Origin of the sequence: Nocardia wallacei, from assembly GCF_029869545.1 — a bacterium.
In the GTDB taxonomy this organism is placed as follows: domain Bacteria; phylum Actinomycetota; class Actinomycetes; order Mycobacteriales; family Mycobacteriaceae; genus Nocardia; species Nocardia wallacei_A.
The window spans coordinates 1-18,764 of sequence record NZ_JARWQD010000276.1 but is presented as its reverse complement, the minus strand read 5'-3'; the positions used below and the strand labels follow the sequence as shown (position 1 = coordinate 18,764).

General features: G+C 69.5%; 16 protein-coding genes, 1 tRNA gene and 1 pseudogene. 9 read left to right on the top strand and 9 right to left on the bottom strand.

Features of this window, described 5'->3' with window-relative positions:
• Positions 1-21 precede the first annotated feature (21 nt).
• Positions 22-2,403, bottom strand: a complete 2,382-nt coding sequence (locus tag QH290_RS24005) for an MFS transporter (protein WP_280385223.1) — start codon at positions 2,401-2,403, stop codon at positions 22-24.
• Positions 2,404-2,896: 493 nt separating this feature from the next.
• On the opposite strand from QH290_RS24005, the gene QH290_RS24000 reads away from it, so the two are divergent.
• Entirely contained in the window at positions 2,897-3,577 is a 681-nt protein-coding gene (locus QH290_RS24000; RefSeq protein WP_280385221.1) for an EthD domain-containing protein, read from the top strand.
• On the opposite strand, the gene QH290_RS23995 is transcribed toward QH290_RS24000, so the two are convergent.
• Positions 3,558-4,478, bottom strand: a complete 921-nt coding sequence (locus QH290_RS23995) for a zinc-binding dehydrogenase (protein WP_280385219.1) — start codon at positions 4,476-4,478, stop codon at positions 3,558-3,560. The genes QH290_RS24000 and QH290_RS23995 overlap by 20 nt on opposite strands.
• Positions 4,479-4,576: 98 nt before the next feature.
• On the opposite strand from QH290_RS23995, the gene QH290_RS23990 reads away from it, so the two are divergent.
• Positions 4,577-5,146 (top strand): TetR/AcrR family transcriptional regulator, encoded by a 570-nt coding sequence (locus QH290_RS23990; protein ID WP_280264866.1) that lies wholly within the window; start codon positions 4,577-4,579, stop codon positions 5,144-5,146.
• 3 nt (positions 5,147-5,149) lie between these two features.
• Here the strand turns inward: QH290_RS23990 and QH290_RS23985 are convergent, their stop codons facing one another.
• Positions 5,150-6,169 carry an extracellular solute-binding protein gene (locus tag QH290_RS23985; protein ID WP_280385261.1) on the bottom strand — a complete coding sequence of 340 codons (1,020 nt, stop codon included), beginning with the start codon at positions 6,167-6,169 and terminating at the stop codon, positions 5,150-5,152.
• A gap of 70 nt (positions 6,170-6,239) precedes the next feature.
• On the opposite strand from QH290_RS23985, the gene QH290_RS23980 reads away from it, so the two are divergent.
• Positions 6,240-6,848 carry a nuclear transport factor 2 family protein gene (locus QH290_RS23980; protein ID WP_280385217.1) on the top strand — a complete coding sequence of 203 codons (609 nt, stop codon included), beginning with the start codon at positions 6,240-6,242 and terminating at the stop codon, positions 6,846-6,848.
• A gap of 164 nt (positions 6,849-7,012) precedes the next feature.
• Entirely contained in the window at positions 7,013-8,320 is a 1,308-nt protein-coding gene (locus QH290_RS23975) for a metallophosphoesterase (RefSeq protein ID WP_280385215.1), read from the top strand.
• Positions 8,321-8,355: 35 nt separating this feature from the next.
• Here the strand turns inward: QH290_RS23975 and QH290_RS23970 are convergent.
• Positions 8,356-8,426: transfer RNA gene (locus QH290_RS23970), tRNA-Cys, on the bottom strand.
• Positions 8,427-8,521: 95 nt separating this feature from the next.
• Here QH290_RS23970 and QH290_RS23965 point away from each other — a divergent pair.
• Both QH290_RS23965 and QH290_RS23960 read left to right on the top strand, forming a co-directional pair.
• Entirely contained in the window at positions 8,522-9,058 is a 537-nt protein-coding gene (locus tag QH290_RS23965) for a MarR family winged helix-turn-helix transcriptional regulator (RefSeq protein ID WP_280264863.1), read from the top strand.
• An 82-nt stretch (positions 9,059-9,140) separates the two neighbouring features.
• A complete protein-coding gene (locus QH290_RS23960; RefSeq protein WP_280264862.1) occupies positions 9,141-10,205 on the top strand; it encodes an Hsp70 family protein in 1,065 nt (354 codons plus the stop codon).
• A gap of 258 nt (positions 10,206-10,463) precedes the next feature.
• Here the strand turns inward: QH290_RS23960 and QH290_RS23955 are convergent, their stop codons facing one another.
• The 5 genes from QH290_RS23955 to QH290_RS23935 are packed head-to-tail and all read right to left on the bottom strand — an operon-like array spanning position 10,464 to position 15,856.
• Complete coding sequence (locus tag QH290_RS23955; protein ID WP_280264861.1) at positions 10,464-11,240, bottom strand: enoyl-CoA hydratase; 777 nt, start codon at positions 11,238-11,240, stop codon at positions 10,464-10,466.
• Complete coding sequence (gene mmsB, locus QH290_RS23950; protein ID WP_280264860.1) at positions 11,237-12,133, bottom strand: 3-hydroxyisobutyrate dehydrogenase; 897 nt, start codon at positions 12,131-12,133, stop codon at positions 11,237-11,239. The genes QH290_RS23955 and mmsB overlap by 4 nt, the downstream gene beginning before the upstream one ends.
• The gene (locus tag QH290_RS23945) at positions 12,130-13,218 is read right to left on the bottom strand and encodes an enoyl-CoA hydratase/isomerase family protein (protein ID WP_280385212.1); all 1,089 of its coding nucleotides are present in this window, start codon (positions 13,216-13,218) and stop codon (positions 12,130-12,132) included. Before QH290_RS23945 ends, mmsB begins: the two co-directional genes overlap by 4 nt.
• A complete protein-coding gene (locus QH290_RS23940; RefSeq protein WP_280385210.1) occupies positions 13,215-14,354 on the bottom strand; it encodes an acyl-CoA dehydrogenase family protein in 1,140 nt (379 codons plus the stop codon). Before QH290_RS23940 ends, QH290_RS23945 begins: the two co-directional genes overlap by 4 nt.
• A 2-nt stretch (positions 14,355-14,356) precedes the next feature.
• Entirely contained in the window at positions 14,357-15,856 is a 1,500-nt protein-coding gene (locus QH290_RS23935; protein ID WP_280385260.1) for a CoA-acylating methylmalonate-semialdehyde dehydrogenase, read from the bottom strand.
• 207 nt (positions 15,857-16,063) lie between these two features.
• Here QH290_RS23935 and QH290_RS23930 point away from each other — a divergent pair, with 207 nt between their 5' ends.
• From QH290_RS23930 to QH290_RS23920, 3 genes and pseudogenes are all read left to right on the top strand, one after another.
• Positions 16,064-16,543: a hypothetical protein gene (locus tag QH290_RS23930; RefSeq protein ID WP_280385208.1), complete on the top strand. Its 480-nt coding sequence runs from the start codon at positions 16,064-16,066 to the stop codon at positions 16,541-16,543.
• A 582-nt stretch (positions 16,544-17,125) separates the two neighbouring features.
• Positions 17,126-18,661, top strand: coding sequence for a cobalamin-dependent protein (locus tag QH290_RS23925; RefSeq protein ID WP_280385206.1), 1,536 nt, complete (start codon positions 17,126-17,128; stop codon positions 18,659-18,661).
• A pseudogene (locus tag QH290_RS23920) lies at positions 18,624-18,764 on the top strand (enoyl-ACP reductase); the annotation flags it as partial. The gene QH290_RS23925 and the pseudogene QH290_RS23920, both read left to right, overlap by 38 nt.

The following is an 18,764-nucleotide window of genomic DNA, read 5'->3' as shown; positions in this document are numbered from 1 at the left end:
AGTCAACCTACGGCACGAGGATCACCGCGCGGGCAGTCGCATCGCCTCGTCGTAGCCGAGTTCCACGTCGTGGGTGATCGCGCTGCCGGTCACCGAGACGCTGCTGGTCACCGAGGGGTAGCCGCGGGCGACGACCACGTAGTCACCGGCGGGCAGGTCGGCGACGCGGTAGCGGCCGTCGTCGTCGGTGTGGGCGGTGGCGACCAGGCCGCCGGTCTCGTCCAGCACCGTCACCTGCGCATTCGACACCACGTGGCCCTCGGCGCGCACCGCGCCCGCCAGGGTCGCCATCGGCTCGAGTTCCGCGTCGTAGCGCAGCAGTCCGCTGTCGGGGACGGTCAGGGTGGCCGCGTGCGGACGTTGATGTTCGGCGACGACGACCACGGTGTGCGTGCCGGAGGGGACGCCGCGGCAGAGATAGCCGCCGTCCTCGCCGGTCACCGCCGCGCCGACGACCTCCCCGCGCGCATCGGTCAGCGTGACGGTCGCACCCGCCACCGGTCCCCCACCGGCCAGGCGCACCGAGCCCGACAGCTCGCCGGAACTCGACAGCGTCAGGTCCACGCGCTGCGGCCGCGGCCCGGCGCCGACATTGACCGCCACCGGCCGATGCCCGTGCGCCGACGCGATCAGCACATAGCCGCCCGCGGCCGGTGCATCGATGCGGTAGCCGCCCTCGGTATCCGCGGTCGCCCGCGAAACCTGGTGTCCGCGTTGGTCGATCAGCGTCAGCGCCACCTCGGACACCGGCAACCCGTTGTCCCGCAGGATGCGACCGGTGATGGCCAGCGCACCAGCCGGGCCGTCGACAACCGCCGCATCGGTACTGTGCCGACCCGCGCTCGACGGCCGAGCACCGTGACCGCCCGGCGCAGCGACGGCGGATATCGTTGCGGGGCCTGATGTTTCGGCCTGGCTGCTACCCAGCGCGGCACCCCTGGCCCGGCCGTTCGCCGACGGCGTACCCGCCGGGACCGGGGCCGGGCTCTCCTCCACCGGCGTGGACTGCGGATCGTGGGCCCGCACCGTCGGGACGATCACGGCCGCCGCCGCGGACAGCACGGCGATGCCGCCCAGGAACCAGAAGACGTTCGAATATCCGGAGTCCGCGGGGAATCCGCTTGCGGTGTGGGTGCCCGAGGTCAGGATGACCGACGAGATCGCGCTGCCGATCGCACCGCCGACGGTGCGGACGTTGGCGTTCATGCCGGTGGCCGCGCCGGTCTGCGCGGGCGGCACGGCCGCGACGATGATGGCGGGCATCGACGAGAACGCCATGCCGATGCCCACGCCGAGCAGGACACCCGCCACGTAGACCTGCCAGCTCTGGTTGTGCCCGAGGGCGAGCATGCCGAAGGCCGGGATCGTGAGCGCGGTGCCGATCAGCACGATGAACTTGGGACTGATTCGCGCGGACAGCGGCCCGATGGTGAGGCCGATGACGAACATGGCGACCGACAGCGGCAGCATGTACAGCCCGGACTGCGTGATGCTGGCGCTCAGGCCGTATCCCGCAAGCGCTTTCGGCGTCTGCAGCAGCTGCGGCAGGAACGTCATCATCGCGTACATTCCGGCGCCGGTCAGGATGGCCACCAGATTGGTCGTCCACACCGCCGGGATCCGCATCGTCCGCATATCGATCAGCGGCGTCACCGATTTCAGCTCGACCACGATCCACCCGATCAGGCAGACCACCGCCGCGGCGAACAGGCCCAGCGTCACCGGCGAACCCCAGCCCCACGACGGGCCCTTGCTCACCGCGAGCAGCAGCGCCACCAGCCAGGCGGACAGCAGAAACGCTGCGCCCCAATTGATCCGGCCCGGACTGCGCACCGGCGACTCGGGCACGAACAGCACCGCGGCCACGGCGGCGATCGTCGTGATGATCATCGGCACCCAGAACAGCCAGTGGTAGTCCAGGTGATCGACGATCGGACCGGCCAGCACCAGGCCCACGCCGGAGCCGACGGCGATCAGCGACGAGGCGATACCGACCGCGCCGTGCAGTTTCCGCGCGGGGAACTCGTCGCGAATGATGCCGAACGCCAACGGAATCACGCCGCCGCCCAGGCCCTGGATGACTCGCGCGACGATCATCACGCCGACCGAGTCGGTCAGCGCCGCGATCAGCGAGCCGACCGCCAGCGCTACCAGCGTTACGACGAGCATCCGCTCCTTGCCGACCTTGTCGCCGATCCGGCCGAGGATGGGCGTGGCCACCGAGGCCGACAGCAGATATCCGGTCATCAACCAGGTCGCCGTGTTCTGGTCGGTGTGCAGTGCCGGGATCAGCAGCGACAGGACCGGCACCACCATCGACTGCAGCAGTGCGTAGGCGGATATTCCGAGCAGCAGGACCGCGAAGACGACGTTGTAATGCGGACGGGTTTTGACGAGCGCCATGGGCAAGGGTTCCTCACCACGAGTTGAAGCGGAGCAATCCTCCGGTTGGTAACCCTAACAGGAAACGGAGAACCTACTCCGGATCGATTCTGTGATCTCACCCTCGCCGATCCGGGGAATATTCACGCACCTCGCCATGCGACGGAACTCAGGTATCGCTGCGCCCGCGCCCCGCCCGCATCGTGCGCAACGCGGTCCTCCGTGCGCTCACACGCATTCCGGCGGTGCGGCAGGCCCTCGCATACCGCCTGGCCGAACTCGCAAACCGCTGATTCCACCGGCCTGCCGCCGCGCGGGCGGGTTCGCTCCGGCCGAGGCCCGGCGAACCGGCCCATGCCGCGCTCAACCGAACCTTCGTCCCGCCACCAGGACCGACCACCAGAAACGCCACCGAATCCATGTCCCGCCCACCAGGATCGGCCGCCGGAAACGCATACGGCGTGGTGCGGGGCGCGCTAGCGTCGACGCTGCCGCCGACACGGGAGTCACCGCGATGAAACTGATGTATGCAGTGTGGGGTTCGACCCTCGATGACGCCTTGCGCGAGCCGGAACTGCATGGGCGGCTGGCCGCCGCGGGTGCGGACGCCGTGCAGCTCAATCTCTGTGACGCCGATGTCCGAGCCGCGCAACTGCGTCACTCGACCTATGACGAACCGGTGGCAGCGATCGTCAGCGTGTGGTGCGAGGCCGACCATGATCCGGTCACCGGCGCGCTGGCCGCGGTGAGCGACGCCGTCAACGGCTGGATCGTCGAGGAACGGGTGCCGCTCGCGCCGCCGCCGACCGAGAACGGCACGCGCTGCGACGCACTGTCCAACATCGCGCTGCTACGGACTCCACCGGATATGGAACGCGCGGACTGGCTCCGGTACTGGCACGACAAGCACACGGCCGTCGCCATCGAGACCCAGGCGACATTCGGCTACGTGCAGAACACCGTCGTCGCCGCCCTCACCCCGGGCCGCCGGGTCGACGCGGTGGTCGAGGAGCTGTTTCCGATGGCCGCCATGACCGATCGGCACGCGTTCTGGGGCAGCGGCGGCGACGAGGCGGAGCTGCAGCGCCGCGTCGGCCGAATGATGGACAGCGTCAACGCTTTCGGGGTCGGTCAGGATCTCGACGTGATCCCGACCAGCCGCTATCACTACCGCCTCAGCCCGGAAAGCCGGTAGGGATCTCGAGCACGGCCTTGCCCGCGATCCGGCGATCGATGAGCGCGCCGGTGGCCTCCGAGAACCGATCCCACGTCCCGCGCCAATCCACCTCCGCCGAAAGCCTGCCCGCCGCAACGAAATCCAGCAGGGTGGCCAGGTCCGGCCCGACCTCGCGCACATCACCGAAGGTGTTCATCGACTTGGCGGGGCCGACGAAGAACAGCGAGTAGGACTCGAAGACGGTCGGCTCGTTCGACGCCCAGCCGATGTTCTGTACCGAACCGCCCGGGGCCAGCAGCTCCCAGGCCGCGGCGAGCTGCGCGCCCCCGACGTTGTCGAGAACCAGATCCACCGGCCGATCGATGCCGTCCACCCCGATCACGACCTCGTGCGCCCCCAACTCGGCCAGGCCCGCGCCCCGGCCGGGCGACCCCACCGACGCGATCACCTCCGCGCCGCCCATCGCCGCGAGCTGCACCGCGAACCGGCCGACCCCGCCCGCGGCGCCCGTGATCAATACCCGGCGACCCAGGATGTCGCGCGAACGCAGCGTGCGCAGCGCCGTGACCCCCGCCATCGGGATCGCCGCGGCCACAGCGAGTTCCACGCCATCGGGCACCCGGGCGACCGCGCCGGTATGCACCGCCATCCGCTGCGCCCACGCCCCCGCGCCGAAGGCCGCGACCCGCGTACCGACCTCCGGACCCGATCCGTCCGCGGCCGCCCGCACGACGACACCGGCGGCGTCGTAGCCGTGCACGGTCCCGTCCGGTCGGCGACCGGCGAACAGCACCTCGCCCCGATTGAGCGAGAAATGCCGGACCTCGATCACGAGCTGATCGGGCGCGGGGGCGGGCTCGGGCGCAGTGCCCAGACGCAGGGCACCGGGAGCGTCCGAATCGACTATGAGCGCACGCATGGCAGGGAGACCTCCTGGAATTCAGCAAGCGGACCGTCGGTCCGATTAGACGACGGTAGCATGATTCGGACCGGCAGTCCGTTTCAGTGGAGGTATCGATGCCCGAGCAGCGCGAACGCGCCGACGCGGCCCGCAATCGGCACGCGGTACTGCGGGCCACCGAGCAATTGCTGACGGAGGGGGGCGGCGACCGGGTGTCGCTGGACCGCGTCGCCGCGCTCGCCGGTGTCGGCAAGGGCACCGTGTTCCGCCGCTTCGGCAGCCGCGCCGGACTGCTGCAGGCGCTGCTCGAGGAGCGGTCCCGGGAACTGCGCGAGGCGGTCTCGTCCGGCCCGCCGCCGCTGGGCCCGGGCGCCCCCGCGCGGGCGCGGCTGCTCGCGTTCCTCGACGCCCTCGGCGCCATCGCCGAGGGCAATGCCGTCCTGCTGGCCGCGCACGAACAGGCCTGCGCCGCAGACAAATTCGACGATCCCAGCTACCGGTTCTGGCACCGCCACCTGGCGGGCCTGTACGCCGCGGAACAGCCCGGCCTGGATGCCGATTTCGTGGCCCACGCCCTGCTGGCCGCCTTCGACGGCGACCTCGTGCGCTCGGTGTCCACGCCGGACGATCCGCGCCGATTCACCCGCTCGGTGCAGGACATGGCGGTGCGGCTGCTCGAGGCGTAGCCGCTACTGCAGGCCCGCCTCCGCCGTCAGCCGGATCACCTGCTCGGCGTCCAATGCGTTCGGATCGATGCGCGGCGCCTGCAGGCTGTCCAGCGGTGGCAGCACCGGGTTCGCGGACACCCCGGCCCCGACCGGATAGGCCATCGAGTCGCCCCGCACCAGCACCTCCTGACCGGTCCGGCCGGTAATGAACCGGACGAACCGCTGCGCCGCCGCCGACTTCTCGCTCGATTTCAGCACGCCCGCACCGGATATCGAAACGAAGGCGCCCGGATCCTGGTTCCGGAAGTAGTGCAGCGCGGTGTTGCCGCTGTTCTCCCTGGTTCCGGCCTGGTCGCGATACCAGTCGCCGGAACAGACGACGCCGCCGCCGACCTGACCGCTGTCGACGCGCCGCATCGCCGCGACGGCGTTCCCCGACGACACCGCGTTGTCCTTCATCCCGCGCAGCCAGGCGACGGTGTCCTGTTCGCCCCGCAGTGCCAGCAGCCCGGCCACCAGCGCCTGGAAGTCCGCGCCCGCGGTCGCGACGGTCCAGCGGCCCCGCCACTGCGGCTGCTGCAGATCCAGCAGCGACGCGGGCAGCCCTTCGGCGGGCAGCTCGGCGGGGTTGTAGTCGAAAACCGTTGCGTGAGCGCCGGTTCCGATCCAGGTACCCGCCGACGGGCGGTACTGCTCGGGTACCTGCGCCAGGGTTTCGGGCTCGAGGGCGGCGAACAGCCCGGCGTGCTCGACCATCGCCATGGCCGGGGCGTGCTCGGTGAGCAACACATCGGCCGGGGACGCCGCGTCCTCGGCGACGACCTGGCGGGCCAGATCGATGTCGTCACCGTTGCGCAGCGTGACCCTGATACCGGTCTCCCGGGTGAACTCCTCCACCCACTGCCTGGTCAACGGCTCGTACTGGGCGTTGTAGACGAGGATCTCGTTGTCGTCGGCGGGCGGGCCCGAACATGCGGTGGTCGCCGCCAATACCCCGAGCGCCGCGATCGCACCGGTGAGCAATTTCCAACGGGCCGACATCATGACGGCCCACCGTACCCGATTTGCCGTAATGTGCCGATGAGACCGGCGGGTATATGACGGGAGCGCCATGACCTATCCACCCGGTGCGGAGTCGTCCGAGCCACGACCCCAGCCACAGCAACCACACGGCTATTCGGAATACCAGCCGCCGAGCTACTATCCGCCGGACGGTTATCCGGCGGCGGACGGCCCCGCACAGCAGCCGTATATCGCACCGCCACCGCGCAAGCGCCACACCGCGGTGATCGTGAGCCTGGTGCTGGTGGTGATGGCCGTGGCCGGTACGGGCGCCGCGACGGCCGTGGTGCTGACCAGCCAGGGCATCGGGCCGCTCGCCTCCGACGAGAAGAAGATCGAGGTCGCGATCCGCGATTTCTACCGCACGCTGGACGCCGACGGCGCCGAGGCCGCCATGGCCAAGTCGTGCCGTCAGGACCGCGCCGAGTACGCCGCGTTGCCCGACGACGAGCGCGCCGCGATCGGCAGCACCACGTTCTCCGCGCATATCGACACGATCGACGACATCTCGGTGACCGGCGACCGGGCCACCGCGCAGGTGCGCGGCACGCTGGACGTGTCGATGTCCGGCGATCAGCTCGACGCCGCCGAGACGACCACCGAGCAGCTGCGCAAGGAAGACGGCGAGTGGAAGGTGTGCACGGCCGTCGGCCAGTAGCCCTGCTACCGTCGCCGAGACGGGTGCACCAACGGCGAGAGCGCGGGTGAGCGATGAGCTGCTGCGGACCGAACCGGCGCCGCGTGCTGCGGACACTCGGGCTCGCCGCCGCGGTGCCGCTGCTACCGATCCCTCCGGGACCTGCTCGCGCACAGGCGAATTCGATGATCGCCACCGACCTCGAGGTGGTCACCGTCACCGACACGTCGGTGGCGCTGACCTGGACCACGCTGGCGCCCGGCGCGGGCGGCACCCCGACTCCGGTGGCGGCGGATACGGAAGTCCGGCTCGCACCGGCGGATTCACGGACTCCCGGGGCCACGCACTTCCCCGACGGTTCGCAACGCACCCCGTTCCACTATGCCGAGATCGATGGTTTGGAGCCGGGCCGGACCTATCGGTTCGAGGCATGGTCCGACGGCGTGCGTGCCGCGCCCGCGCTCAATGTCGCGACCCGGATGCCCGGCAGCCCCGAATGCACCGGGGAATTCACGACTTTGGTGCCACCGCCCGGCCGTCTGCTGCGCACCGTCGCCCTGTGCAACGACGTGCATTTCGGCGAGGAGGTGAGCGGGCTGATCGCGGCCGACCTGCCGCCGGGGGCACGACAGGAGCCCGGGTTGGCGCCGTATCCGGAGGTGATGCTGGCCGCCGTGCTCGACGATCTGCGCCGCCCCGACCGCGGCGCCGACCATCTGATCCTGGCCGGTGACCTGACCGCCGAGGCGACCCCCGACCAAACCCGTGGCGTCCGAACCTATTTGGACAAATGGGGCGTCGCGGGCCGCGACTGGTTCGCCGCCCGCGGCAATCACGACCGCCCGCACACCGGCGCGGAGTACGGCGGGTGCCCGGCGGTGGCCGATGCCGCACACCACGACTGCTGGGGCGAATCCTTCACCGCCCGAGGCGATGTGATCGACCACCGGGTAGGGGGCCTGCGCCTGCTGGGCCTCGACACCACCGAACCGGACGCCTCGGGCGGCAGCATCGACCGGGCGCAGTTCGACCGCGTGCGCGAGCTGCTGCGCGCGGATCCGGACCGGCCGACGCTGGTATTCGGCCACCACCCCGTCACCCTGGATTCGGCCGTATCCAATATCGCCGGACCGGGTTTCGTGCTGAACCGCCCCGACGCCACCGAACTGCAGACGCTGTACCGGTCCGCCCCCGGCGTCTTCCTGCACCACAGCGGCCACACCCACCGCAACCGGCGCAGCCCCGCGGACCTCCCGCTGCATGTGGAGTTCCTGGAGGTGGCCGCGGTCAAGGAATACCCCGGCGGCTACACCCTGATCCGCCTCTACGAGGGCGGCTACATGGCCACCTTCTACAAAACCCGCACCGAAGCCTCCCGCCGCTGGAGCACCCGCACCCGCTCCGAATACCTGGGCCTGCTCCCCGAATACACCCTCGGCACCACAACAGACCGCAATCACGTTGTCCTACGCGATTTTTCGGGCCTGTCGTAGGCCGGGCCCTCCGCTACGCGGCGCCGAAGGTACAGAGCGAGTGGCGGGAATCGAACCCGCGTACACGGTTTTGCAGACCGCCCCCTAACCACTCAGGCACACCCGCATCGAGATCGATGATGCGCGGCCGGACCCGGAATGCCCACGATTGGCCTCACCATGATCGGAACGGTCGTCCCGCACAGCCCCTAAACTCTGCGTATGGCTGTACCGCGCCCGCTCCCCCTGGATCCCATCGAGGAGGCCCACCGACAGTGGACCGCCCATGGCTGGGGCGATGTCGCGGACGGAATGGCGGCGGTGACGTCGCTGGTGCGGGCGCAGCAGATCGTGATGGCGCGGGTGGACGAGGCGCTGCGACCGTCGGGGCTGACGTTCTCGCGCTACGAACTGCTGATGCTGCTGAGTTTCAGCAGGACCGGGGCGCTGCCTATGGCGATGGCCAGCGCGCGGCTGCAGGTGCATCCGACCAGCGTCACCAATACGGTTGACCGATTGGAAGCGGCCCATCTGGTCAAGCGCGTACCGCATCCCAGCGACCGTCGAGCAACCTTGATCGAGATCACCGACGCCGGTCGCGCGCTGGTGGCGGAGGCGACCCGCGAACTGAACGAGCGGGTCTTCGCCCTCCCGGGTCTGGCACCGGACCGGCTGCAGTTGCTGCTGCAACTGCTGGCGGAGTTCCGGCGCTCGGCCGGTGATTTCGACACGGGCGACACGCCGACCCGCTGGGCATGATGCGATAACCGTTCAGCATCCTGCCAGCGACATTCCGGGCCCCGTCTTCACATCGGCGCGCAAAAGGTCCACCATGGAGGCCATGGTGCTGGTCCTGGGGGTGTCGGCGGGCGCTGGAGGCGCACGCGCGATGCTCACTCACTCCGATCAGCCACATCTGCCGCCCATCGACCGCTGCACGGTGCCGCGCCGGGCCGGTGGCGGCGTCGAGGAGCCGGTCTTCCAGGCCATTCGCCTGATGCGCGAGTCGGCGGCCCGCCGCGACGAGTTCATCACCGGCATCGCGGTCACCTCCCGCAGCGCCGTGCACGCCGACGCGATCCGCGCCACGGCCGGACGCAGCCGCCTCACCATCGTCGACGAACCGATCGCACAGCTGCGCTACCTGCGGTTCAGTGGCCAGCTACCGGACGAGGGCGCCGTGGTCCTCTACGACCTGGGCGCCTCGGGACTCACCGTGACCGGTGCCGACTGCCGCACCGACGCCATCCTGGCCGCGCGGCGCAGCACGGTGCTCGGCGGCGACGGCCACGACGCGCTGCTGCGCTGGCGGCTGGCGCACGGCGGGGTGATGATCGACAAGCCGACCAGCCGCGCCTACAAGGAGGCGCTGACCACGACCCCGGTGCTGACCACAACCGATCCGCTGACGGGTAACCGAATGGTGTTCACCCGCAGCGATTTCAGCGACCTGGTGGCGGCCGGTATCCACCATTCGGTGTCGTTCGTGCGGCAGCAGATGGAGGAGACGGGCGTGCGCGCGCAGGCGCTGGCGCTGCTGGGCGGCTGCACCCGCAACCCGGGCATTCGCGAATCGCTGGAGCAGCTGCTGGGCCTGCCGGTGATCTACGACCCTGAGCCCGAATACGTTTCGGCCCGCGGCGCCGTGCTCATGGCCACGCAGATGCCGTCCGCGCGCCGGGTCCGCGGGATCCGCTTCGCCACGACGGCCCCGCGCCCGGACGGTTCCTCCCCGGTCTCCCGCCGCAAGGTGGTCGCGGCCCTGGCGGTCACCGCGACCCTGGGCGCCACCGTGGCGGGCCTACTCGCCGCCGACCGCCAGGCCCCCCAACCCACCACCCACGGCACCCCGGCCTCCCCGGTCGAGGTCGCGGGCACCCCCGCAAAACCCGCCCAGCCCAGGTAATTTCGCCACATCCCGGCCAAAAGCACGCCGGGAAAAGGGGGGTTACGCACGCCCGAACAAGGGGTGACGCACGCCCGAACAAGGGTGGTACGCACGCCCAAACAAGGATGACGACGCACGCCCGGCGTTTCCGGCACGGCCCTCTTGATGCCCGCCACGGCCCATGTCGTGCCCGGCACGGCCCACATCGTGCCCGGCACGGTCCACGTCGTGCCCGGCATGGCTCGCTTCATTTTTCCGGCGTGGTTTTGGCCGGAATCAGCGGTTGGTGAAGTTGGCTGCACGCTTTTCTACGAAGGCGTTCATGCCCTCGGTCTGGTCTTCGGTGGCGAACAGGGAGTGGAAGACGCGGCGTTCGAAGCGCAGGCCCTCGGTGAGGGTGGTCTCGTAGGAGCGGTTCACCGCCTCCTTGGCGATCATCACCGACGGCAGCGACATGGAGGCGATGGTCTCGGCCACCTCGAGGGCGGTCGGCACCAGGTCGGCGGCGGGCACGATCCGGGCCACCAGACCGGCCCGTTCGGCCTCCTCGGCGTCCATATTGCGGCCGGTGAGGATCAGATCCATCGCCTTGGCCTTGCCGACGGCGCGGGTGAGCCGCTGCGAACCACCCATACCCGGAATAACACCCAGCTTGATCTCCGGCTGGCCGAACTTGGCGGTATCCGCGGCGATCAGGATGTCGCACATCATCGCCAGCTCACAGCCGCCGCCGAGGGCGTATCCGGAGACCGCGGCGATGATCGGCTTGCGGAAGGCGGTCAGTCGGTCCCACCCGGCGAAATGGTCGGCCAGGAACATGTCCATGTAGGACTTGCTCTGCATCTCCTTGATGTCGGCCCCGGCCGCGAACGCCTTCTCCGACCCGGTGAGCACGACGGCGGCGATGTTCTCATCGGCCTCGAGCTCGTCGAGGGCGGCGGTGATGTCGGTGAGGACCTGCGAATTCAGCGCATTGAGGGCCTTCGGCCGGTTCAGCGTGAGGAGGGCGACGCGCCCCTTGCGCTCCAGCAGGATGGTCTCGAATTCGCTCACTGGTGTTCCTCTCCGGATCGCGTGCGGATATCGGTGACGATAGCGGAGAAGTCCTTGTCCGCCTCGGCCTGGTTGAACCGGTTGTAGACCTCGGCGGCGAGCAGGCCGATCTGCCCGTCGACGCCGTTGTCGCGCAACGCGTTCGCGGCCAGGCCCAGGTCCTTGGTCATCAGCGCGGTGGCGAATCCGGGCCGGTAGTCGTTGTTGGCCGGGCTGGTGGGGACGGGCCCGGGCACGGGGCAGTAGGTGGTCAGCGCCCAGCACTGCCCCGAGGCCGTCGAGACCACATCGAAGAACTTCTCGTGGCTCAGGCCCAGCTTCTCGCCGAGCACGATCGCCTCGGACAGGCCGATCATGGAGATGCCCAGCATCATGTTGTTGCAGATCTTGGCGGCCTGGCCGACGCCCGCGCCGCCGCAGTGCACCACCTTGCCGCCCATCACCTCGAGCAGCGGCCGGGCCGCGGCGAAGTCCTCGGCCTCCCCGCCGACCATGAAGGTGAGCGTGCCCGCCGCAGCGCCCGCGACGCCACCGGACACCGGAGCGTCCAGCGCCCGATGTCCCGCTGCCACAGCCAGTTCCGCGGCCCGCTTGGCGTCGCCGACGTCGATGGTGGAGCAGTCGACGAACAGGGTGCCGGGCTTGGCGGCGGCCAGCAGGTCCGGATAGGCGTCGAGCACGATGCGGCCGTTGGGCAGCATGGTGATGACGATCTCGGCCTCGGCGGCGGCCGCGGCGCCGGTGTCGACGACGGTGGCGCCGTCGGTGCGGGCCTGCTCCTGCGCGGCGGGGACCGGGTCGAAGGCCAGGACCTCGTATCCGGCCCTCACCAGGTTGGCGGCCATCGGTCCACCCATGTGGCCGAGTCCGAGGAATGCGACCTTGATGCTCATCGGTTTCCTTCCGGGGCAACGAGATTCAGTTCGTCGTCGCCCAGCTCGGCGAAGTAGGCGTCGACCCGATCGGCCGGGACGTCGGCGAGGGTGGCGGGCCGCCATCGGGGGTTGCGGTCCTTGTCCACCACCTGCGCGCGGATGCCCTCGACCAGATCATGGCTGGACAGCGAGGCCACCGAGACCCGGTACTCCTCGTTCAGCGCCTCCTCGAGGCTCGCGGCGGCACCGGCGTTGCGCAGCGAGCGCAGCGTAACCTTCAGTGCCACAGGCGATTTCGACAGTACGTCGGCTGCCGCGCGGTGCGCCTCGGGTTCGGGGCGCGCCTGCAGCCGCGCGACGATCTCCTCCACGGTGTCGGCGCTGTAGCAGGCGTCGATCCAGTCCCGTTGCGCGACAAGCTCGGAGGCCGGGGCCGGTTGCGCGAACTTGGCGATCGCCACGTCCGGGTCCGCGGTGCGCAGCGCCTCCAGCAGCGCCGGAATCTGGTCGGAGGGAACGAAGTAGTCGGCGAATCCGGCGGCGATGGCGTCGCCCGCGCTCATGCGCGCGGTGGTGAGCGCGACATGGGCCCCGATCTCGCCGGGCGTCCGCGACAGCAGGTAGGTGCCGCCGACATCCGGGATGAAGCCGATACCGGTCTCCGGCATGCCGACCTTGGACCGTTCGGTGACGATGCGGTGACTGCCGTGCCCGGACAGCCCGACGCCGCCGCCCATCACGATGCCGTCCATGACGACCACATAGGGCTTCGGGTACCGGCCGATAGCGGCGTTGAGGATGTACTCGTCTCGCCAGAACCGGCCGGTGGCGGAGTCCGCCGAGCGATGCGAGACCGAATTGCCCTGCGCGGCATTGTCTTTCGCATCGTTGTAGATGGCGACGATGTCGCCGCCCGCGCACAGCCCGCGCTCGCCCGCGCCGGTCACGACGACCGCGCGCACCTCGTCGTCGTCGGCCCATTCCCGCAGCGCGGTCAGGATCGCCAGCGCCATCGGATGATTCAGCGCGTTGATCGCCTTGGGCCGATTCAGCGTGATCAGGCCGAGCCCGTCGCGCTTGTCGATCAGAACCTCGTCGCTCATGCTGCTCCTACCACTGAGCGGGCCACGACCACCCGCATGATTTCGTTGGTGCCCTCGAGGATCTGGTGCACCCGCAGATCCCGGACGATCTTCTCCAGGCCGTATTCGGCCAGATAGCCGTAGCCGCCGTGCAATTGCAGTGCCTTGTTGGCGACCTCGAATCCGGCGTCGGTGGTGAAGCGCTTGGCCATCGCGCACAGCTCCACCTTGTCCTCGGCGTCGGCGTCCAGCGCCGCCGCGGCCCGCCACAGCAGCGTCCGGGCGGCCTCCACCGAGGTCCGCATATCGGCCAGGTCGAACTGCAGCGCCGGATTGTCCAGCAGCCGGGCACCGAATGCCTTGCGCTGGGCCAGATATGCCACGGACTTGTCCAGCGCCGACTGCGCACCGCCCAGCGAACAGGCCGCGATATTGAGCCGCCCGCCGTTGAGCCCGTTCATGGCGATGCGGAAGCCGTTGCCCTCGGCGCCGAGCAGGTTGGCGGCGGGCACCCGGACCTCGTCGAGGATCACCTGCCGCGTGGGCTGGGCGTTCCAGCCCATCTTCTTCTCGTTGGCGCCGAAGGAGATTCCCGGGGCATCCGCCGGGACGATGAAGGCGGAGATGCCCCGCGCCCCGTCGGTACCGGTGCGCGCCATCACCACGTAGACGTCGGTGCTGCCCGCGCCGGAGATGAATTGCTTGACGCCCGTGAGCAAGTAGCCGTCGCCGTCGCGAACGGCCTTGGTGCTCAACGCCGCCGCGTCGGAGCCGACACCCGGCTCGGTCAGGGCGTAGCTGCCGAGCAGATCCATCGAGGTCAGCCCGGGCAGCCAGCGATGCCGCTGCGCCTGGCTCCCGTAGCTGTCGATCATCCACGCGACCATGTTGTGGATGGAGATGTACGCGGCGATCGCCGGGCATCCCGTGGCCAGCTGTTCGAAGATGCGCACGGCATCCAGCCGGCGCAGCCCCGAACCGCCCACATCGTCGCCGACGTAGATGCCGCCCATGCCCAGCGAACCCGCCTTGCGGACGACATCGACCGGAAAGTGTTTGCGCTCATCCCATTCCAGCGCATGGGGGGCGAGCAGTTCGTCGGCGAAGCTGCGGGCGGTCTCCGTGATCGCCTTCTCGTCGTCGTCGAGTACGAACACGGTCAGTCCATCGTCGGAATGACGAAGGCGTCGGACTCCTTCAGGCCCTTGGGCCAGCGCTGCGTCACCGTCTTGGTCTTGGTGTAGAAGCGGATGGAGTCCGGGCCGTGCTGGTTGAGATCGCCGAAGCCGGACCGCTTCCAGCCGCCGAAGGTGTGGTACGCGATCGGTACCGGGATCGGCACGTTGATGCCGACCATGCCGACCTCGACGCGGGCCGCGAAGTCGCGCGCGGTATCGCCGTCGCGGGTGAAAATCGCTACGCCGTTGCCGAATTCGTGCTCGTTGGGCAGGCGCAGCGCCTCCTCGTAATCCTTCGCGCGCACGATCGAGAGCACCGGGCCGAAGATCTCCTCGCGATAGATCCGCATATCGGCCGTGACGTGGTCGAACAGCGTTGCCCCGGCGAAGAATCCGTCCGCCGCGCCCTCGACCGTGACACCGCGGCCGTCGATCACCAGCTCCGCGCCCTCCTCGACGCCGATCTGGACGTAGCTGTTCACTCGGTCCACGCCGTCGCGTCCGACCAGCGGGCCGAAGTCGGCACCCGGATCGTCGGAGCGGCCGACGTTGAGCTTGTGCACCCGCTCGATCAGCTTGGCGCGCAACCGATCCGCGGTCTCCTCGCCGACCGGGACGGCGACCGAGATGGCCATGCAGCGCTCACCGGCCGAGCCGTATCCGGCGCCGATCAGCTGGTCGGCCACGTCGTCGAGATCGGCATCGGGCATGACGATCGCGTGGTTCTTGGCACCGCCGAAGCACTGGGCGCGCTTGCCGTGCGCGGTCGCGGTCTCGTAGATGTACTGGGCGATCGGCGTCGAGCCGACGAAGCCGACGGCCTTGATCCGCGGATCGGTCAGCAGCGCGTCCACGGCCACCTTGTCGCCGTTGACCACATTGAACACGCCCGCGGGCATCCCGGCCTCGAGGAACAGCTCCGCCAGGCGCAGCGGCACCGAGGGGTCGCGCTCGGAAGGCTTGAGCACGAACGCATTTCCGCATGCCAGCGCCGGACCGGCCTTCCACAGCGGGATCATGGCGGGGAAGTTGAACGGGGTGATCCCCGCGACCACGCCGAGCGGCTGCCGCATCGAGTACACGTCGATGCCGGTGCCCGCGCTCTCGGTGTACTCACCCTTGAGCAGATGCGGTATGCCGGTGGCGAATTCGACGACCTCGAGGCCGCGCTGGATATCGCCCTTGGCGTCGGCGATCGTCTTGCCGTGCTCCGAGGACAGCAGCGCCGCCAGGGAATCCATCTCGTCCTGGACCAGGGTCAGGAACTTCATCAGGACCCGGGCCCGCCGCTGCGGATTGAACGCCGCCCATTCCCGCTGCGCCTCCGCCGCGTTCGCGACGGCCGCCCCGACCTCGGCGGCGCTCGCCAGCGGCACCCGAGCCTGGACCTGCCCGGCACTCGGGTCGTAGACGTCGCCGAAAGTGCCGGACGCCCCCGAGACGTGCCGCCCGCCGATGAAGTGCGTGAGTTCGCGAACCATGCCAGTCCTGTTCTCGATGCCGTCGATGACCTGCCACAACGCCCGGATCGGGCGGTACACGGGCATCCTATAGTTGGACATCCAAGTATTGGTAGACGGCGGTCCCGAGATGTGATTCATCCCACCGATTCGCGGGTGGGTAGCATGATGATCATTTGCCGGACGGGTGCGTGATCCTCGCGATCAGCGCGAGAAGGGACGGAAGCCATGAAGCGAACCGCACTGAAGATCGCCGCAGCACCGATCCTGCCGATTCTGGCGTTGTTGATCCCGGCCGGTCCGGCGTCCGCGGACCCGCTGCATTTCGAACCCGCCCAGGTCAACGACGCGGGCTGCTCGGGCAGGGTCACCGCCGAGGTCTCGGCCAGCCAGGGTCAACAGGCCGGGGAGTTCGCGAACTTCATCGACAGCTCGGCCCGCGTCACGGTGAACTTCACCCCCGACCCCAACCCCCTCGGCTCGCTGTCCGCGTCCCCGGGCGGAAACTGCGAAATCTCCACCACCGTCACGATGCGAAACCTGGACACCGGCGCGAACAAGACCGAAACACGCAAGACCGAATACGACGGCCACTACGGCTGGCACGCAGCCTTTTTCACCCTCGAGGGCTCAGGCCGAGTAGCCGTCCAGGTGAGCACGAACCCCAACCCGTCCGAGCTGATCATCGACGTACCTGCACCGCGCTGATCGAAGCCGAACCCCCCAACACAACCCGCCTGCGGGCGAGGGTGAATCGTGAGTGGTATGCGACCCGAAGACGGTGAACCCACCGAACACGTGGGCGGCCACGCTTCCCGACAACGCTGGACTGGACCACAGGCATCCCGATAGCCCGCTCACTGCGCCGGAGGCGCACCGAATAATGCGCCAGCACATCCGGGGGGCGGGAGGCACGGGAAGCGGCGGCCAGGGGCCAGCCCGGCGACATGGCTCGCGAGGCGGTCGATGTGTTGAGGGTTACCCAGCCGACGCCAGGCGTCGAACCACCGTCCCGCGACGAGATAGAGGCAGCTCGGACACGCGCCGGTCGAGAAGAACCCGGCAGGGAGCGTGAGAAAGGCCCACGAACCAGATAGTGAAGCAGCAGGCTATGCAGCTCGAGGCCGGGCGGAAGTCGCGGGTGCGGTCAGCCTGAACTGGGATGCGCGCGCAAACTTCCGGGCAGCGGACGTCGCCGGGTGGCGGCTCTCTGGCGGTGTGACCGTCCTCACCCTAGACTTAGTTTGACGTCCTAGTATTGGGCGCCAAACGGACTTGCCGGAGGACACCATGGCCGACCTGCACACGCCTGTCCATCCCGTGCGCTTCGTGACCTCGGCGGCGCTTTTCGACGGGCACGATGCGGCGATCAACATCATGCGGCGGATCCTGCAGTCGCAGGGGGCCGAGGTGATACATCTCGGGCACAACCGGGCCGTGCACGAGGTGGTGGACGCGGTGCTCACCGAGGACGCGCAGGGCGTGGCGGTCAGTTCGTATCAGGGCGGGCACGTCGAGTACTTCGAGTATCTGGCGGCGGCGCTGCGCGAGGCGGGCGCCGAGCACGTGCGGATCTTCGGGGGCGGCGGCGGGGTGATCGTCGCCGACGAGATCGCCCGGCTCGCCGACGCCGGGGTGCGCATCTTCTCCCCCGAGGACGGGCAGCGGCTGGGGCTGCCGGGCATGATCAACGAGCTGGTCCGGGACTGCGATGTCGACCTCTCGCAGACCCCGGCGCCGGTCGAGGCGGTGCTGTCCGGTGAGCGAAAAGCCTTGGCGCGCACGCTCACCTGCCTGCAGCATGACGCGCTGCCCACCGCCGACCTTCAGGCCGTCACGGCCGCGGCAGCGGACCGGACGGTCCCCGTGCTGGGCATCACCGGCACCGGCGGCTCCGGAAAGTCCTCGCTCACCGACGAATTGGTGCGCCGCCTGCGCTCGGATCAGCAGGACAAGCTGCGCGTGGCCATCCTGGCGGTGGATCCGACGCGGCGGCGCGGGGGCGGCGCGCTGCTGGGCGACCGGATCCGGATGAACGCCCTGGACGGCGACCACGTCTACTTCCGCTCGCTGGCGACCCGAGGCGGCCGCGAGCTGCCGACCAATATCGACGCGATGATACTGGCGTGCAAGGCTTCCGGGTACGACCTGGTGATCCTGGAGACCCCCGGCATCGGCCAGGGCGACGCGGCCATCATCGACCATGTCGACGTGTCGCTGTATGTGATGACGCCGGAATTCGGCGCCGCCTCGCAGCTGGAGAAGATCGACATGCTCGATTACGCGGATGTGGTGGCGATCAACAAGTTCGAGCGCCGGGGCGCGGCCGATGCGCTGCGAGACGTGTCGCGGCAGCTGGTCCGCAATCGCGAGGCGTTCGGTTCCTCACCCGAGGAGATGCCCGTATTCGGCACCAGCGCAGCCACATTCAACGACGACGGCGTCACCGCGCTCTACCAGCACCTGGCCGGTTTGCTGGCGGAGAAGGGACTGCCGCTGGAGCCCGGTGCCCTGCCCAAGGTGGATACCAAGGTATCGACGAGATTCGCGCAGATCATCCCGCCCGCACGGGTGCGGTACCTGGCCGAGATCGCGGAGACCGTGCGGGACTACCACGCCGAGACCGCGCGCCAAGTCCTTGCCGCACAACGAGTTCAGCGTTTCGGGCAGGTGCTGGAGGAGCTCGCATCCGACTCCTCGACTTCCCGGCGGGGGGGGGGGGGGGGGGGGGGGGGGGGGGGGGGGGGGGGGGGGGGAGGGGGGGGGGGGGGGGGAGGGGGGGGGGGGGGCGGAGGCGGGCACCCACTACGCCGACCTCACCGGTGAGCCGCTGTTCATCCGCGAATGCATCGACCGGTTCCACGACCGCGCCGTGGAGACGGGCGCGAAGATCGTGAATTCCTGTGGCTACGACTCGATTCCGTCCGAT

Excerpts from the sequence above, each read along its gene's own strand:
- QH290_RS23990 (WP_280264866.1), top strand. The coding sequence starts at position 4,577 with ATGCCCGAGCAGCGCGAACGCGCCGACGCGGCCCGCAATCGGCACGCG.
- QH290_RS23985 (WP_280385261.1), bottom strand. The coding sequence starts at position 6,169 with ATGTCGGCCCGTTGGAAATTGCTCACCGGTGCGATCGCGGCGCTCGGG.
- QH290_RS23965 (WP_280264863.1), top strand. The coding sequence starts at position 8,522 with ATGGCTGTACCGCGCCCGCTCCCCCTGGATCCCATCGAGGAGGCCCAC.
- QH290_RS23975 (WP_280385215.1), top strand. The coding sequence starts at position 7,013 with ATGATCGCCACCGACCTCGAGGTGGTCACCGTCACCGACACGTCGGTG.
- QH290_RS23995 (WP_280385219.1), bottom strand. The coding sequence starts at position 4,478 with ATGCGTGCGCTCATAGTCGATTCGGACGCTCCCGGTGCCCTGCGTCTG.
- QH290_RS24000 (WP_280385221.1), top strand. The coding sequence starts at position 2,897 with ATGAAACTGATGTATGCAGTGTGGGGTTCGACCCTCGATGACGCCTTG.
- QH290_RS23960 (WP_280264862.1), top strand. The coding sequence starts at position 9,141 with ATGGTGCTGGTCCTGGGGGTGTCGGCGGGCGCTGGAGGCGCACGCGCG.
- QH290_RS23945 (WP_280385212.1), bottom strand. The coding sequence starts at position 13,218 with ATGAGCGACGAGGTTCTGATCGACAAGCGCGACGGGCTCGGCCTGATC.
- QH290_RS23935 (WP_280385260.1), bottom strand. The coding sequence starts at position 15,856 with ATGGTTCGCGAACTCACGCACTTCATCGGCGGGCGGCACGTCTCGGGG.
- QH290_RS24005 (WP_280385223.1), bottom strand. The coding sequence starts at position 2,403 with ATGGCGCTCGTCAAAACCCGTCCGCATTACAACGTCGTCTTCGCGGTC.
- QH290_RS23980 (WP_280385217.1), top strand. The coding sequence starts at position 6,240 with ATGACCTATCCACCCGGTGCGGAGTCGTCCGAGCCACGACCCCAGCCA.
- mmsB (WP_280264860.1), bottom strand. The coding sequence starts at position 12,133 with ATGAGCATCAAGGTCGCATTCCTCGGACTCGGCCACATGGGTGGACCG.
- QH290_RS23930 (WP_280385208.1), top strand. The coding sequence starts at position 16,064 with ATGAAGCGAACCGCACTGAAGATCGCCGCAGCACCGATCCTGCCGATT.
- QH290_RS23925 (WP_280385206.1), top strand. The coding sequence starts at position 17,126 with ATGGCCGACCTGCACACGCCTGTCCATCCCGTGCGCTTCGTGACCTCG.